Raw genomic sequence first — 14,820 nt, forward strand, 5'->3', positions numbered from 1 at the left:
AGGGGGTCCGGTGACGACGACGGACTCCGCGGGCCTGCGGATGCACACGCCACAGGCCCGCTGGGTGCTGCTCACCACCGTCCTGGGCTCGGGCCTGGCCATGCTCGACGCGACGGTCGTCAACGTCGCCCTGGAGCGCATCGGCACCGACCTCGGCGCCGGCTTCACCGGGCTGCAGTGGACGGTCAACGCCTACACGCTGACCCTGGCCTCGCTGATCCTGCTCGGCGGGTCGCTGAGCGACCGCTTCGGCCGGCGCCGCGTCTTCGTCGTCGGGGTGACCTGGTTCGCCGCGGCCTCCCTGCTGTGCGGGCTGGCCCCCGACGTCGGGACGCTGGTCGCCGCGCGCGCACTGCAGGGCGTCGGCGCGGCGCTGCTCACCCCGGGCAGCCTGGCGATCATCTCGGCGTCCTTCTCCGGGGAGGACCGGGCGGCGGCGGTCGGCGCGTGGTCGGGCCTGGGCGGGGTCGCCGGCGCGGTGGGGCCCTTCCTCGGCGGCTGGCTGGTGGAGTGGAACTGGCGGGCGGTCTTCCTGCTCAACCTGCCGCTGGCCGTGGTGATCGTGCTCGTCGCCGCCCGGCACGTGCCCGAGACGCGCGACCCCGATGCCGCGCCCCGGCTGGACTGGGCGGGGACCGTGCTGGCCGCGGCCGGCCTGGCGGCCCTGACCTACGCGCTGACGACGGCGGGCCGGCCCGGGCAGGGCGCCGTCGTCGCCGCCGGTGCCGTGGGAGGGGTGCTGGCGCTCGCGGCGTTCGTGGCGGTGCAGCGCCGGTCGGCGCACCCGCTGGTGCCCCCGGCGCTGTTCGCCAGCCCCCGGTTCACCGCCGCCAACGCGGTGACCTTCCTCGTCTACGCCGCCCTCGGCGTGCTGTTCGTGCTGCTCGTCCTGCAGCTGCAGGTCGTGTCCGGGTTCAGCCCGCTCGCCGCCGGGACCGCGCTCCTGCCGGTCACCGTGCTGATGCTGCTGTTCTCCGCCCGGGTGGGCGCCCTCGCGCAGCGCATCGGCCCGCGGCCGCTGCTGACCGGCGGCCCGCTGGTGGCCGCCGCCGGGCTGCTGCTCATGCTGCGCATCGGGCCCGGGGCGTCCTACGGGGCCGACGTGCTGCCCGGCGCGGTGCTCTTCGGCGCCGGGCTGACCCTGCTGGTCGCGCCGCTCACCGCGACCGTGCTCGACGCCGCGGAGGCCCGCTTCGCCGGCGCCGCCTCCGGCGTGAACAACGCCGTCGCCCGGGCCGCCGGGCTGCTCGCCGTCGCCGCCGTGCCCGCCGCGGCCGGGATCGGCGGCGACGACCACACCGATCCCGGGGCCTTCGCCGGCGGGTTCCGGGTCGCGCTGCTCATCTGCGTCGGCCTGCTGCTCGCCGGGGCCGCCGTGGCCGCGACGACGCTGCGCCGGCCGCTCGACGACGTCCCCGCGCCGACCCCGCCGGAGGAGGCGCGGTTGCGCGTCGAGGAGTGCCCGCACTGCGGCGTCACCGGGCCGCAGCTGCACCCGTCGCGTCCCGGCACCGGAGGGGGTCCGCGGTGAGCACCGGCACGGACCAGCCGGCCGGCGCAAGCCGGTCCGACGACCGGGGCGGGGTGCTCGGGCGCCTGTCGCCGCTGCGCCGCTCGCTGCGCACCGAGGCCGGCGGCGCCGGGCTGCTGCTGGCGGCCACCGTCCTCGCGCTGGTCTGGGCCAACTCGCCGATGGGCGAGGGGTACACGGCCTTCTGGCACACGGAGTTCGCCGTCCGGTTCGGCGGCACCGAGTTGGCCCTGGACCTGCAGCACTGGGTCAACGACGGCCTGATGGTGTTCTTCTTCTTCGTCGTCGGGCTGGAGATCAAGCGCGAGCTGGTCATCGGCGAGCTCACCGACCGGCGCCGGGCCGCGGTGCCGGCGCTGGCCGCCGTCACCGGCCTGGTGGTCCCGGCGCTGGTCTACGTGGCCTTCAACCTCGGCGACGAGGCGGCGTCGGCGTGGGGGGTGGTCATCTCCACCGACACCGCGTTCCTGCTCGGTGTCCTCGCCCTGGTGGGGCCGGCCTGCCCGGCGCAGCTGCGGCTGTTCCTGCTGACCCTCGCCATCGCCGACGACGTCGGCGCGCTCACCGTGATCGCGCTGTTCTACACCGAGGACCTGCGGCTGACGCCCCTGGGCCTGGCCGTCCTGGGCCTGGCGCTGATGATCGGCCTGCGCTACCTCAACGTGTGGCGGGGCCCGGCCTACCTGGTGCTCGGTCTCGGCGTGTGGGTGGCGATGCACGAGTCAGGGGTGCACCCGACCCTCGCCGGGGTCGTCATCGCGCTGTTCACCCCCGCCTACGCGGCCCGGCGCGACGAGGTCGCCGACGCCGCGCGCCTGGTGCGGGCCTACCAGCAGTCGCCCAACCCGCAGTTCGCCCGGGCGGCGCGGCTGTCGATCGACCGGTCGGTGTCGGCGAGCGAGCGGCTGCAGCAGCTGTGGCAGCCGTGGACCAGCTTCGTGATCGTCCCGGTGTTCGCCCTGGCCAACGCGGGCGTGCCGCTCACGGGGGAGACCCTGCGCGCCGCGGCGTCCTCGCCGGTGACGCTCGGCGTGGTGGCCGGGCTGGTGCTCGGCAAGCTCGCCGGCATCCTGCTCGGCACCGGCCTGGCGGTCCGGCTGGGCCTCGGCCGGCTCGCCCCGGGGCTCACCGCGGCGCAGCTGGCCGGCGGCGCCGCGCTGTCGGGCATCGGCTTCACCATCTCGCTGTTCATCGTCGACCTCGCCTTCGACGACGCCGACCAGCGGGCCGCCGACCAGGCGCGGGTCGGCGTCCTGGCCGCCTCGGTGCTGGCTGCGCTGCTCGGCTGGGCGCTGTTCCGCCTCGCCGACCGCCGCCGCCCCGCCGGCACCGGCCGGCCGGTGCTGCTCGAGCCGCCCGTCGACCCCGACCGCGACCACGTGCGGGGACCGGTCGACGCGCCGCTCACCCTCGTCGAGTACGGCGACTTCGAGTGCCCGTTCTGCGGCCGGGCCACCGGCGCGGTCGAGGAGCTGCGGGAGCGGTTCGGCGACCGGCTGCGCTACGTGTTCCGGCACGTGCCGCTGGCCGACGTCCACCCCCACGCCCGGCTGGCCGCGGAGGCGGCCGAGGCCGCCGCCGCCCAGGGCCGCTTCTGGGAGCTGCACGACCGGCTCTTCGCCGAGCAGGACCGGCTCACCGCCGGCGACCTGCTCGAGCACGCCGCCGCCGTCGGCCTCGACGTCGTGCGCTTCTCCCGCGACCTCGGCTCGGGCCGGTACGCCCGGCGGGTGCAGCAGGACGTCGAGTCGGCCGAGGCCAGCGGAGTCGAGGGCACGCCCACCTTCTTCGTCGGCGGGCGCCGGCACACCGGGCCCTACGACGCCGACTCGCTGGCCGCCGCGCTGCTGGCGGACGCGGGCTGGGACGGCGCGCTCCCGGAGCCCCGCGGGGGAGCCGCGAGCCCGGTGCTGCCGGCGCTGGGTCCCCGGCGGCGCGACCCGGAGGCCGGGCCGGGGACCACGCCGGTCCCGCTGCCGGCCGACCTCGAGGAGACGCCCGACCGGCACGGCGCCTTCCCGCGCCTGCCCGACGAGCAGCTGGCGCTCCTGGAGCGGTACGGCACCCGCCGCACGTGGGCGCCCGGGGAGACGCTGTTCCGCGAGGGCGACCCCGGCTACGACCTGCAGGTCGTGCTGTCGGGCCTGGTCGCCGTGGTCGAGCACCACGGCCACCCCGACCAGCGGGTCGTCTCGGTGCACGGCGCGCGGCGCTTCCTCGGCGAGCTGGACCTCTTCAGCGACCGCCCGGTCTTCCTCACCGCCGTGGTGCTGCAGCCGGCCGAGGTCGTCACCGTCCCCGACGCGCAGGCCCGGCTGGTCTTCGCCGAGGACCGCGCGCTCAAGGAGACCGTGCTGCGCGCCTTCCTCATCCGCCGCTCGATGCTGCTGGCGCTGGCCGCCGACGTCCGGATCGTGACCAGCGGCGCGTCCCCGGAGACCGACCTGCTGCGGCGCTCCGCGGAGGAGCGGGGCCTCAGCGCCGTCGTCGTCGACGTGGAGACGGAGGACGACGTCGCCGCGCTGCTCGCCGACCTCGACGTCACTGAGGAGGACCTGCCCGTGGTCGTGTGGCGCTCCGAGCGGGTGCTGCGCCGCCCGACCCCCGCCGAGCTGGCCGCGCTCGCCGACGCGCCGGCCGGCGCCCCGCCCGAGCCGGCCGTCCAGGAGGGCCCGTGACCGAGACCCCCGACGTCCCCGCCCGGCCCGGCCGCCCGGCCCGGCCGGTGCTGCTCACCGTGGACGACGACCCCAACGTCTCCCGCGCCGTCGCCCGCGACCTGCGCCGCCGCTACGGCGGGGACCACCGCGTCGTCCGGGCCTCCTCCGGCGAGGAGGGGCTGGCCGCGCTGCGCGAGCTGACGCTGCGCGGCGAGCCGGTCGCGGTGCTGCTGGCCGACTACCGGATGCCGCAGATGAACGGCATCGAGTTCCTCGAGCAGGCGATGGACCTCGTGCCCCGCGCCCGGCGCGCGCTGCTCACCGCCTACGCCGACACCGACGCCGCGATCCAGGCGATCAACCTCGTCGACGTCGACCACTACCTGCTCAAGCCCTGGGACCCGCCGGAGGAGAAGCTCTACCCGGTCGTCGACGCCATGGTCGAGACCTGGCGGGCCAGCCCCGACACCGCCGTCCAGGACGTGCGCCTGGTGGGGCACCGGTGGTCGGCGCCGTCGTTCGCCGCCCGTGACTTCCTCGCCCGCAACGCCGTGCCCTACCGCTGGTACAGCGTCGACGAGCCCGAGGGGCGGCGGCTGCTGGCCGCGGCCGGCGCCGGCCCGGACGACGTCCCGGTGGTGGTCCCGCCCGACGGGCAGCCGGTGCTCTCCCCGACCGAGGCGCAGCTCGCCGCCGCCGTCGGGCTCACCGTCGAGCCCAGCACCGACTTCTACGACCTCGTCGTGGTCGGCGGCGGCCCGGCCGGGCTGGGTGCGGCGGTCTACGGCGCCTCCGAGGGGCTGCGCACCGTGCTCGTCGAGCGGCAGGCCACCGGCGGCCAGGCCGGGCAGAGCAGCCGGATCGAGAACTACCTCGGCTTCCCCGACGGCGTCTCCGGCGGCCAGCTCGCCGACCGGGCCCGCCGCCAGGCCACCCGCTTCGGCGCCGAGGTGCTCACCACCCGGGACGTCAGCGCGCTGGAGGCCCGGGGCTCGGCGCGGGTGGTGCACTTCGCCGACGGCGGCAGCATCGCCGCGCACGCGGTCGTGCTCGCCACCGGCGTCTCCTACCGGCAGCTCGACGCCGAGGGCGCGGGCGCGCTCACCGGCCGCGGCGTCTACTACGGCTCGGCGCTCACCGAGGCCGCCGCCTGCGCCGGGCAGCACGTGTACGTCGTCGGGGGCGCCAACTCCGCCGGCCAGTCCGCCGTCTTCTTCTCCCGGCACGCCAGCTGCGTGACCCTGCTGGTGCGCGGGCCGTCGCTGGAGGCGTCGATGTCGCACTACCTGATCGAGCAGCTGGCGCAGTTGCCCAACGTCGTCGTCCGCACCGGCACCACGGTCGTGGCCACGCGGGGCGGTGAGCACCTCGAGGAGCTGGAGCTGCGCGACCGCACCGGCCGGGTGGACACCGTCGCGGCCGGCCACCTGTTCGTCTTCATCGGCGCCGCGCCGCGCACCGACTGGCTCGACGGCGTGCTCGCCCGCGACGGGCGCGGCTTCGTGGCCACCGGCCCGGACCTGCTCGTCGACGGCCAGCGGCCCGCCGGCTGGCCGCTGCAGCGCGACCCCTACTTCCTGGAGTCCAGCGTCCCCGGGGTGTTCGTCGCCGGTGACGTGCGCGCCCAGTCGGTCAAGCGGGTCGCCTCGGCCGTCGGCGAGGGCGCCATGGCCGTCACCCTCGTGCACCGGTACCTGGAGGAGCGGTGACCGCGACACCCCCCGACGCCCCCGCCCGCCTGGCACCGGACCGGCTGCGGGAGCTGTTCCTGTTCACCGACCTCGACGAGGACCAGCTGGACTGGGTGGCACGGGCCGGCCGGGTCGAGTCCTTCCCCGCGGGCAGCGACGTCTCGGTGGAGGGCGAGCCGGCGGAGTGCTTCCACGTGCTGCTGTCGGGGACGCTGAGCATGGTGCGCCGGGTCGGTCGCGACGAGGTCGAGACCGTGCGGTCGGACACGCCGGGGGTCTACAGCGGGGCGGTGCAGTTCTACCTGGGCGACCAGGTCGACCAGGTGTACCCGGCCACGGTCCGGGCGGTCACCGACTGCACCTTCCTGGCGCTGCCCGCGGCCGAGTTCGCCGCGGTGTTCCGCCGCTGGTACCCGATGGCGGTGCACCTGCTCCAGGGGCTCTTCCTGGGCACCCGCAACTCCGAGGAGCTGGTCGGCCAGCGCGAGCGGCTGCTGGCCCTGGGCAAGCTGACCGCCGGGCTGACCCACGAGCTGAACAACCCCGCGGCCGCGGCGTCCCGGGCCACGGCGGCGCTGGGCGAGCGGGTCGCCGGGATGCGGCACAAGCTGGCCCTGCTCGCCGAGGGCCGGGTCGACGGCGAGCAGCTGCGCCGGCTGACCGACCTGCAGGAGCGCTTCGTCGCCCGCATCGGCACCACCGGCGAGCTCGACGCGCTCGAGCGGGCCGACCGGGAGGACGAGCTCGGCGACTGGCTCGACGACCGCGGCATCGCCCGGCCGTGGGACCTGGCGGCGGTGTTCGTGCCGGCCGGGCTGGACCCCGCCTGCCTGGAGGAGGTGGCCGGGACCGTCGGGGAGGACTTCCTCGAGCCGGCGCTGCGCTGGCTGGCCTACACCGTGGAGACCGAGACGCTGCTGCGCGAGGTCGCCGAGAGCACCCGGCGCATCTCGCACCTGGTCGACGCCGCCAAGCAGTACTCCCAGCTCGACCGCACCCCGCACCAGCCCGCCGACCTGCACGAGGGCCTCGACGCGACCCTCGTCGTCCTCGGCGCGAAGATCGGCCCCGGGATCCGGGTGGTCAAGGACTACGACCGGGACCTGCCGCGGGTGCCGGCCCACGCCGCCGAGCTCAACCAGGTCTGGACCAACCTCATCGACAACGCGCTGGCGGCCATGGCGGGCCGCGGCACGCTGACCCTGCGCACCGCCGTCGACGGCTCCTCGGCGCTGGTCGAGGTGGCCGACACCGGCCCCGGCATCCCGGAGGAGCTGCGGCGGCGGGTGTTCGAGCCGTTCTTCACCACCAAGCCGGTGGGGGAGGGCACCGGGCTGGGCCTCGACGTCGCCTGGCGCGTGGTCACCGTCCGGCACGGCGGGGTGATCACGGTCCGCTCGCAGCCGGGGGACACCCGCTTCCAGGTGCGCCTGCCCCTGTCCGGCAGGGCGGGGTGACCGTCCGGTCAGGCGGCGCCCGGGCCGGCCGCCGACGCCGCGGCCGCCGTGCAGCTGCGCACGAAGTCGTGCACCTGCGCGCGGCCGTCGCCCTCCCGCCAGGCGACGGCCAGGTGGGCCGGGGCCAGGCCCCGCACCGGCCGGACGACGAACTCCGGGCGGCGGTAGATCTCCGCGTTGCCCCCGCTGATCAGCGCCACCCCCAGGCCGCGGCCGAGTGCCTCGACCACCTCCTCGGGGCCGTGCACCACGGCGGCGACGCGCGCCGGTCGCCCGCCGCGCGCGTCCTCGCCGAGCCAGAAGGACCGCAGCGGCCCGGCCGACTCCGGGATGGCGAGGAACGGCTCGTCGAGCAGGTCCTCGACGGTCACCTCGGTGCGCGTGGTGAGCCGGTGGCCGACGGGGAGGGCGACCAGCCGCGGCTCGGTGAACAGCACCCGGTGCCGCACGCCCGCGTCGCCGGGCAGGGGCAGCCAGCAGAACGCGACGTCGGCGTCGCCGTCGGCCAGGCCCACCGTGGCGTCGCCGAAGCCGACCTGGCGCAGCTCCACCCGCACGGCGGGGTGGCGCTCCTGGAAGGCGCGGGTCGCCACCGGCAGCAGGCCGCGCCCGACGCTGATCGTCAGCCCGGCGACCAGGACGGTGGACCGCGCGGCCACGGCCTCGGCGACGGCCGCCTGCGCCTCGTCCCAGGCGGCCACGACGCGCAGCGCGTGGTCCTGCAGCAGCCGGCCCGCTGCCGTCAGCGCCACCCCGCCCGGGCCGCGCACGAACAGCGGGGTCCGCAGGCTCTGCTCCAGCGCCCGGATCTGGCGGCTCAGCGCCGGCTGTGAGACGAACAGGCGCTGCGCGGCGCGCGTGAAGTGCAGCTCGTCGGCGACGGCCAGGAAGTAGCGGAGGTCGCGCACGTGCACGTCCATGGGCCATGGCTACCACTGCGGGCGCCCGGTGTGCAGGGCCAGCCGCTCACCGCCAGGCGTCGGCGTGCTCCTCGGCGAACCGGCGCAGCGTCGTCGGCGAGCGGCCGAGCAGGTGGCCCAGGTCGCCGGTGGTCCGGTCGGCCAGCCCCAGCCGGGTGACCGTGTACAGGACGGTCATGACGACGGCCAGCCCGCCCGGGGTGCCGGTGCGCCGTGCCCGCCGGCGGAAGGCCAGGGCGCCGGGGTGCCGGTGGACGACCGGGCGGCCGAGCACGGCCGAGAGCGTGGCCGCGACCTCCGACCACGTGGGTGCCTCCGACCCGGTCAGCTCGTAGGCCCGGCGCTCGTGACCGGGCCCGGTCAGCGCCTGCACCGAGAGCACCACGACGTGCTCCACCCCGGCGGCCACGACGGCGTCCAGGAACGGCTGCAGCCGGGGGCCCGCGCCACGTCGGGCGGGCGCAGCAGGAACAGCCGCCGGACGCCGGCGAGGGCCGCGGGCCAGGTCGCGCCGTCCTCCAGGTCCAGGCGGGTCACCGGCCTCCCGGCGGGGAGCAGCGCGGCCGCCCGGTGCGGGTCCCGCGCGCCGGCACGCAGACCGGCGCCGGCCGCGGCCAGCCGGCGCACCACCTCGCTGCCGACCGTGCCCGTGGCGCCGGCGACGAGGACGGTCACCGGCCCGCCGCGACGACGAAGGGGGCCGCGTGCAGCCACTCCCGGCCCTCGGCGAGCTCGACCACCGCCAGCGCGACGTCGGCCTTCGCCACCGGCGCCGCGCGCAGGCCCGGCGCGGCGTCGGTGAGCCGGTAGCGCCCGGTGCCGGGCCGGTCGACGAGCCGGGGCGGGCGCACCTGGGTCCAGTCCAGCGGGGAGGTGGCGAGGACGGCGTGCTCACCCTCCTTGTCCGCGACCAGGTCGCGGGCCAGCCGGTGGGTGAGCCCGGAGACGAGGCGGGCCCGGGCCCTTGCGGTCGCCGGGCAGGTCCGCGCCGGCGCCGGAGACACCGACGAACCGGTGCACCCCCGCCCCGGTCATCGCGGACACCAGCAGTGGCAGCGCCGTCCGCCCGACGTCGCCGCCCGACCGGCGGGTCACGCCCACGCACCACAGCACGGCGTCCGCCCCGGCCACCGCCCGCGCCAGCAGCCCGGCGTCCCGGACGTCGCCGGCCAGCTCCTCCGCCGTGCCGTCGCCGACGGGGGTGCGGGCCACCGCGAGCACCGCGTGCCCGCGCTCACCGGCCAGCCGGACCGCCGCGCGGCCCACCCCGCCGGCCGCACCGAGCACCACCACGCGCATCATCCGCTCCTCCCGATTGTCAGGTTCCCTGACACCAGAGTGTCAGGTAACCTGACGCCGTGTCGAGCGGAGCACCGCCCCTGGCCGCGCTGCTGCTGATGGCCAGCCGCCAGCTCGACGCCGCGCTGCGCGAGGAGCTCGCCGCCCGCGGCTGGCCGCGGCTGTCGGGGGCGCAGTCGCTGGTCTTCGCCTTCCTCGACCCTGACGGCACCCCGCCGGCCGAGCTCGCCCGCCGGCTGGGCAGCACGCGGCAGGCCGCCCAGGACCTCGTCGCCGGGCTGACCCGCCTGGGGCTGCTCGAGGTGGTCGCCGACCCCGCGCGCCGCCGGGGCCGGCTGGTGCGCCGCACCTCCACCGGCCGCGACCTGGCCGCCGACGCGGGCGCCGTCCTGGCCGCCCTGGAGGCCGGGCTGGGGGAGCGGGCGGCCGGCCTGCGCCGCCTGCTCGCCGCCCCCCTCGACCTGCCGGCCTCGCCGCCCGCCGCGTCCGGCGACGAGGTCGGCTGACCGCCGGGCTCAGGCCGCCGGCTCCGGGAACACCTTCCGTGGGTTGAGGATCCCGTGCGGGTCGAGGGCGGCCTTGACCGCGCGCTGCATGGCCACCACCTCGGGGGCCAGCTCGAGGGCCAGCCCGTCGCGCTTGAGCAGGCCGACGCCGTGCTCGCCGGTCACCGTCCCGCCCAGCGCCACCGCGTCGCGCATGATCTCGCCGAACGCGACCTGCGCCCGCGCCCGCGCCGCGGCGTCGCCGGGCGGGGTGATGAGCAGCGGGTGCAGGTTGCCGTCGCCCGCGTGCGCGATGTTGGCGATGAGCACGTCGTTGCGGACGGCGGCGGCCTCGATGCGGGCCAGCATCTCCGGGACGGCGGCCTTGGGCACGCACACGTCCTCGGTCAGCAGCGGGCCCAGCCGCTCCAGCGCCGGGTAGGCCAGGCGGCGGGCGGCGAACAGCGCCTCGGCCTCGGCCGGGTCGGTGGACGCCGCGGCCCAGGTGGCGCCGCCGAGCTCGAAGCAGCGCAGCATCGCCTCGGCCTCGGCGTCGCCGGCCGGGCCGGGGGCGTCGGTGCGGCCGAGCAGCACCACCGCGGCGTCGACCGACACGCCCGTGTTCTTCCACTCGTCGACGGCGGCCAGGCAGTGGCGGTCGACCAGTTCCAGCGCCGAGGGCGTCACCCCCGCCGCACCGACCGCCTCCACCGCGCGGCCGGCGGCGACGACGGAGTCGAAGTAGCCGACGACGGTGCGCTCCGGCGCCCGCGCCGGCCGCAGCCGCACGGTCACCTCGGTGACCACGCCGAGGGTGCCCTCGGAACCGACCAGCAGCCCGACCATGTCGTAGCCGACGACGCCCTTCGCCGTCCGCCGGCCCAGCCGCACCACCTCGCCCAGGCCGTTGACCACCTCGAGCTCGAGCACGTAGTCGCGGGTGACGCCGTACTTCACGCAGCACACGCCGCCGGCGTTGGTGGCCACGTTGCCGCCGATGGTCGACCACGGGGAACTCGCCGGGTCCGGCGGGTACCACAGGCCCTGCTCGGCGCAGGCGGCCCTCAGGTCGTCGTTGACCACGCCGGGCTGCACCACCGCGTAGCGCTCGACCGGGTCGATCGCCACGACGTCGCGCAGGTGCTCGGTGGAGAGCACCACGCACCCGTCGACGGCGTTGGCCCCACCGGACAGCCCCGTGCCCGCGCCGCGCGGCACCACCGGCGTCCGGTGTGCCAGGCAGGCGCGGACCACGGCCTGCACCTCGGCGGTGGAGCGGGGCCGGACGACGGCCGCGGGCGTCCCGTGCGGCGCCCACTCGGCCTCGTCGTGCACGTAGGAGCCGACGACGTCGCCGTCGGCCAGGACGCGGTCGGCGGGCAGTGCGTCGAGCAGCGCCGTCACGACGGCCGACGTCCTCTCGGGAGCCTGTGTCACACCCCACAGTGAAGCGTCGGCGCCCGGCCGGTGCCCATGGAGGAGGTGTCCACACCGGGGCCCGGGACCGGGTGCCGTCCTCCACCCGCCGGTCCACGATGGCGGGGTGGCCGACGTCGAGACCCCCGAGACCGGCTGGCTGCGGCTGCTGGTCGACGACGCCTCGCGCGCCGCGCTCGACGCCCACCGCCGCGCGCTCGCCGGGCTGGTGCCCGCCGCCGGGCGCGGCACCGTCGAGCGGGACGCCGCACTGGCGGCCGTGCTGCACCAGCGGCTGGCCGAGCAGCGCCGGCACGCCCGCGAGCTGCGGGTGCTCAACGACCTCGCCCGCCGGCTGGCCTCGCTGCGGGACACCGCCGGCCTGCTGCACGAGGTGGCGGCCCAGTCGCGGCAGCTGCTCGGCGTCGACCTCGCCTACATCATGGTGCGCGAGGGCGGCAGCGCGACCCTGCGCATCGAGGTGGTCGACGGGTCGATGGGCTCGGCGCTGCGGGGCATCGAGCTGCACGAGGGGCAGGGGCTCGGCGGGGAGGTGCTGCGCACCGGGCGGCCGCGGTGGAGCGAGTCCTACCTCGAGGACACCGGCCTCGGCCACGTCGGCACGGTGGACGGCGCCGCGGTGAGCGAGCAGCTGGGCGGCATCCTCGGCGTGCCGCTGCAGGTGGGGGAGGACACCCTCGGCGTGCTGCTGGCCGCCGACCGGCGACCGCGGCGGTTCGGGCCCTCCGACGTCGAGCTGCTCGCCGGCCTGGCCGCGCACGCCGCCGCCGCGCTGCGCAACGCCCAGCTGTTCGACGAGCAGCGCCGGGCGCGGGAGGAGCTGCAGGCGGCCAACGCGACGCTGCGCCGGGCCGTCGGCTCGCGGGCCCGCGAGGCCGAGCTGCGCGAGGACCTCGGCCGGCTGGTCGTGCGGGGTGCCGGGCTGCGCGAGGTCGGGGAGCGCATCGCGCGGGCCGTCGGCCGCCCGGTGCACGTCCTCGGCCCGGACGGCCGCCCGCTGGACCCGGCGCTGCCCGCGGCGCCGCCGGAGCTGGCGGCCGCGGCCACGGAACTGCCGGGTGGCCCGGACGGCGACCGGCCCGGCAGCCGGCCGGCGGGCGCGGGCTGGGTCACCATGGCCCCGGTGGTCCTGCGCGACGGGCCCGCCGGCTGCCTGGGCACCGCCGGGCCGCGGCCGCCCGACGAGGAGGACGCCGCGCTGCTGCGCACCGGCGCGGTCTCGGTGGCGCTCGTGGTGACCCAGCAGCGGCTGCTCGCCGAGGCGGAGCTGCGGGCGCGCGGCGAGCTCGTGCACGCCCTGCTCACCTCCGACGGCGACGAGGCGGGCCTGCGGCGCTCGGCGACGGCGGCGCGCCTCGACGTCGGTGCGGTCACCGCGGTGCTGGTGCTCGTGCCCGGGGACGGCGGCGAGCGGACGCCGCGGGCGCTGGCCGCCCGGGTCACGGCCGCGGTCGGGGGCTGGACCGCCGAGCACGGGGGCGAGGTCGTCGTCCTGGTGGCCGCGACCCCGGCGTCGGAGGTCCGCGACCGGCTGCGCGAGCTGCCCCCGGACGCGCTGCCGGCCGCGGTCGGGATCGCACCGTGCGCCGGCGGCGTGGCCGCCGTCCGCTCCGCGCACCGGGCCGCCCGCCAGACCGCCCGCCTGCTGGTGGCCCTCGGCCGGTCCACCGCGGTGGCCTCCGCGGAGGAGGTCGGGGTGTACCGGGGGCTGTTCAGCCACGCCGGCCGGGGCGACGTGCGGGCGTTCGTCGGTGCCACGCTCGGGCCGCTGCTGCGCCACGACGAGCAGCGCGGCCGCGACCTGGCGCGGACGGTGCAGGTCTACCTGGCGCAGGCACAGCACCACGCCCGCACCTGCGCGGCGCTGCACGTGCACGCCAACACGCTCTACCAGCGGCTGGACCGGGCGACCGAGCTCCTCGGCGAGGGCTGGCGCGACCCCGGCCGGGTGCTCGACCTGCAGCTCGCCTTCCGGCTCAACGACCTGCTGGGCGCACTGCCTCCCGACTGACCCCGGCCGGCCCGCCGTCCGCGCCGGCCCGGGAGCGGGAGAGCAGGAGGATGCCGACGGCCGACAGCAGCATGGCGAGGCCCACCAGCCACAGCGCCGGCCGGATGCTGCCGGTGGCGTCGGAGATCCAGCCGGTGATGTAGGGCGCGGCGAAGCCGGCGGTGTTGCCGAGGGAGTTGATCAGCGCGATGCCCGCGGCGGCGCCCGCGCCGGTGAGCAGCAGCGGCGGGAAGTGCCAGAAGACCGGCAGCGCACAGCAGATGCCGACCGCCGTCAGCGTGATGACGGCCATGACGGTGAAGGGCGAGTCGAGGTGGAGCGCCACCGGGATGGTGACCCCGCCCAGGGCCGCGGGCAGCGCCAGGTGCCAGCGGCGCTCGCCGGTCCGGTCGGAGTGCCGGCTCCACAGCACCATCGTGACGGCGCCGGCCAGGAACGGGACGGCCACGATCGCGCCGGTCTCGAAGATCGAGTAGGTGGCGTCGAAGCGCTCGGCGAAGCCGGCCACCACGGTCGGCAGGAAGAACGACACCGCGTAGAGCCCGTAGACGACGCCGAAGTAGACGAAGCCGAGAGCGACCACCCGCGGGCTGGCCATCGCCCGCCACGGGGAGGCCTCGCGGTGCCCGGCCTCGCCCTCGGCGGCGATGGTCCGGTCCAGCCAGCCGCGCTCCTCGGGGGTCAGCCAGCGGGCGTCCGCGGGGCGGTCGGCCAGGTAGAACCAGCAGGCCACGCCGAGCAGCACCGCGGGCAGGCCCTCGACGAGGAACATCACCCGCCAGCCCTCCAGGCCGAACAGCCCGTCGGCGTACTGGATGATCGCGCCCGACAGCGGGGCGCCCAGCGCCGAGGACAGCGGCACCGCGACCAGGAAGGCGCCGATCAGCTGCACCCGCTGGGCGCGCGGCAGCCACCAGGTCAGGTAGAGCAGGACGCCCGGGAAGAAGCCCGCCTCGGCGATGCCGAGCAGCACCCGCAGCGCGTACAGCCAGCCGGCCGACTGCACGAAGGCCATAGCGCTGGCGACGACGCCCCAGCTGACCATGATCCGGGCGATCCAGCGGCGGGCGCCGAAGCGGTGCAGTGCCAGGTTGCTCGGCACCTCGAAGAACAGGTAGCCGATGAAGAACAGCCCCGAGGCCAGGCCGAACATCGTCTCGGTGAGCCCGAGGTCCTCGCTCATCGTCAGCTTGGCGAAGCCGATGTTGGTGCGGTCGAGGTAGTTGACGAAGTACAGCAGCCCGAGGAAGGGGACCAGCCGCCACGCGACCTTGCGCAGCGCGCTCCTCCCGACCGGGTCGGCAACGGGGTGGGCCACGGCTCCTCCTG

Annotated in this window: 13 protein-coding genes; 6 read left to right on the top strand and 7 right to left on the bottom strand. The window is 77.1% G+C overall.

The features are described from left to right. Positions 1 to 10: 10 nt before the first annotated feature. Genes BMZ33_RS18190 through BMZ33_RS18205 form a run of 4 tightly spaced genes read left to right on the top strand, consistent with a single transcriptional unit; the run spans position 11 to position 7,339 of the window. The gene (locus tag BMZ33_RS18190; RefSeq protein ID WP_169064528.1) at positions 11 to 1,531 is read left to right on the top strand and encodes an MFS transporter; all 1,521 of its coding nucleotides are present in this window, start codon (positions 11 to 13) and stop codon (positions 1,529 to 1,531) included. Further along, a complete protein-coding gene (nhaA, locus tag BMZ33_RS18195) occupies positions 1,528 to 4,209 on the top strand; it encodes a Na+/H+ antiporter NhaA (RefSeq protein ID WP_169064529.1) in 2,682 nt (893 codons plus the stop codon). The genes BMZ33_RS18190 and nhaA overlap by 4 nt, the downstream gene beginning before the upstream one ends. Next, entirely contained in the window at positions 4,206 to 5,900 is a 1,695-nt protein-coding gene (locus BMZ33_RS18200) for an NAD(P)/FAD-dependent oxidoreductase (protein ID WP_091114148.1), read from the top strand. The genes nhaA and BMZ33_RS18200 overlap by 4 nt, the downstream gene beginning before the upstream one ends. After that, positions 5,897 to 7,339, top strand: coding sequence for an ATP-binding protein (locus BMZ33_RS18205; protein WP_169064530.1), 1,443 nt, complete (start codon positions 5,897 to 5,899; stop codon positions 7,337 to 7,339). Before BMZ33_RS18200 ends, BMZ33_RS18205 begins: the two co-directional genes overlap by 4 nt. 8 nt (positions 7,340 to 7,347) lie before the next feature. Here the strand turns inward: BMZ33_RS18205 and BMZ33_RS18210 are convergent, their stop codons facing one another. The 5 genes from BMZ33_RS18210 to BMZ33_RS24545 are packed head-to-tail and all read right to left on the bottom strand — an operon-like array spanning position 7,348 to position 9,561. Continuing rightward, positions 7,348 to 8,259: a LysR family transcriptional regulator gene (locus tag BMZ33_RS18210; protein ID WP_091114152.1), complete on the bottom strand. Its 912-nt coding sequence runs from the start codon at positions 8,257 to 8,259 to the stop codon at positions 7,348 to 7,350. A 46-nt stretch (positions 8,260 to 8,305) separates the two neighbouring features. Further along, positions 8,306 to 8,668: a Rossmann-fold NAD(P)-binding domain-containing protein gene (locus BMZ33_RS18215; RefSeq protein WP_091114156.1), complete on the bottom strand. Its 363-nt coding sequence runs from the start codon at positions 8,666 to 8,668 to the stop codon at positions 8,306 to 8,308. Next, the gene (locus BMZ33_RS18220; RefSeq protein ID WP_091114160.1) at positions 8,620 to 8,934 is read right to left on the bottom strand and encodes an NAD(P)H-binding protein; all 315 of its coding nucleotides are present in this window, start codon (positions 8,932 to 8,934) and stop codon (positions 8,620 to 8,622) included. The genes BMZ33_RS18215 and BMZ33_RS18220 overlap by 49 nt, the downstream gene beginning before the upstream one ends. Then, positions 8,931 to 9,263 carry an NAD(P)H-binding protein gene (locus BMZ33_RS24540; protein ID WP_091114164.1) on the bottom strand — a complete coding sequence of 111 codons (333 nt, stop codon included), beginning with the start codon at positions 9,261 to 9,263 and terminating at the stop codon, positions 8,931 to 8,933. Before BMZ33_RS24540 ends, BMZ33_RS18220 begins: the two co-directional genes overlap by 4 nt. After that, on the bottom strand, positions 9,151 to 9,561 hold the full coding sequence (locus tag BMZ33_RS24545) for an NAD(P)H-binding protein (protein ID WP_091114166.1): 411 nt from the start codon (positions 9,559 to 9,561) through the stop codon (positions 9,151 to 9,153). Before BMZ33_RS24545 ends, BMZ33_RS24540 begins: the two co-directional genes overlap by 113 nt. A 56-nt stretch (positions 9,562 to 9,617) precedes the next feature. On the opposite strand from BMZ33_RS24545, the gene BMZ33_RS23500 reads away from it, so the two are divergent. Further along, positions 9,618 to 10,064 (top strand): MarR family transcriptional regulator, encoded by a 447-nt coding sequence (locus BMZ33_RS23500; protein ID WP_169064531.1) that lies wholly within the window; start codon positions 9,618 to 9,620, stop codon positions 10,062 to 10,064. 9 nt (positions 10,065 to 10,073) lie between these two features. Here the strand turns inward: BMZ33_RS23500 and BMZ33_RS18240 are convergent, their stop codons facing one another. Further along, a complete protein-coding gene (locus tag BMZ33_RS18240; protein ID WP_091114169.1) occupies positions 10,074 to 11,480 on the bottom strand; it encodes an FAD-binding oxidoreductase in 1,407 nt (468 codons plus the stop codon). A 106-nt stretch (positions 11,481 to 11,586) separates the two neighbouring features. Between BMZ33_RS18240 and BMZ33_RS18245 the strand changes: the two genes are divergently transcribed. Continuing rightward, on the top strand, positions 11,587 to 13,491 hold the full coding sequence (locus BMZ33_RS18245) for a helix-turn-helix domain-containing protein (protein ID WP_091114172.1): 1,905 nt from the start codon (positions 11,587 to 11,589) through the stop codon (positions 13,489 to 13,491). On the opposite strand, the gene BMZ33_RS18250 is transcribed toward BMZ33_RS18245, so the two are convergent. Beyond that, positions 13,457 to 14,809 carry an MFS transporter gene (locus BMZ33_RS18250; protein ID WP_091114176.1) on the bottom strand — a complete coding sequence of 451 codons (1,353 nt, stop codon included), beginning with the start codon at positions 14,807 to 14,809 and terminating at the stop codon, positions 13,457 to 13,459. The two genes, BMZ33_RS18245 and BMZ33_RS18250, sit on opposite strands and share 35 nt — an antisense overlap. Positions 14,810 to 14,820 lie beyond the last annotated feature (11 nt).

It is taken from the genome of Geodermatophilus dictyosporus (assembly GCF_900115505.1).
Lineage (GTDB): Bacteria > Actinomycetota > Actinomycetes > Mycobacteriales > Geodermatophilaceae > Geodermatophilus > Geodermatophilus dictyosporus.

Bases quoted from the DNA above. Each gene is read 5' to 3' on its own strand.
- BMZ33_RS24545 (WP_091114166.1), bottom strand. From the start codon at position 9,561: ATGATGCGCGTGGTGGTGCTCGGTGCGGCCGGCGGGGTGGGCCGCGCG.
- BMZ33_RS18210 (WP_091114152.1), bottom strand. From the start codon at position 8,259: ATGGACGTGCACGTGCGCGACCTCCGCTACTTCCTGGCCGTCGCCGAC.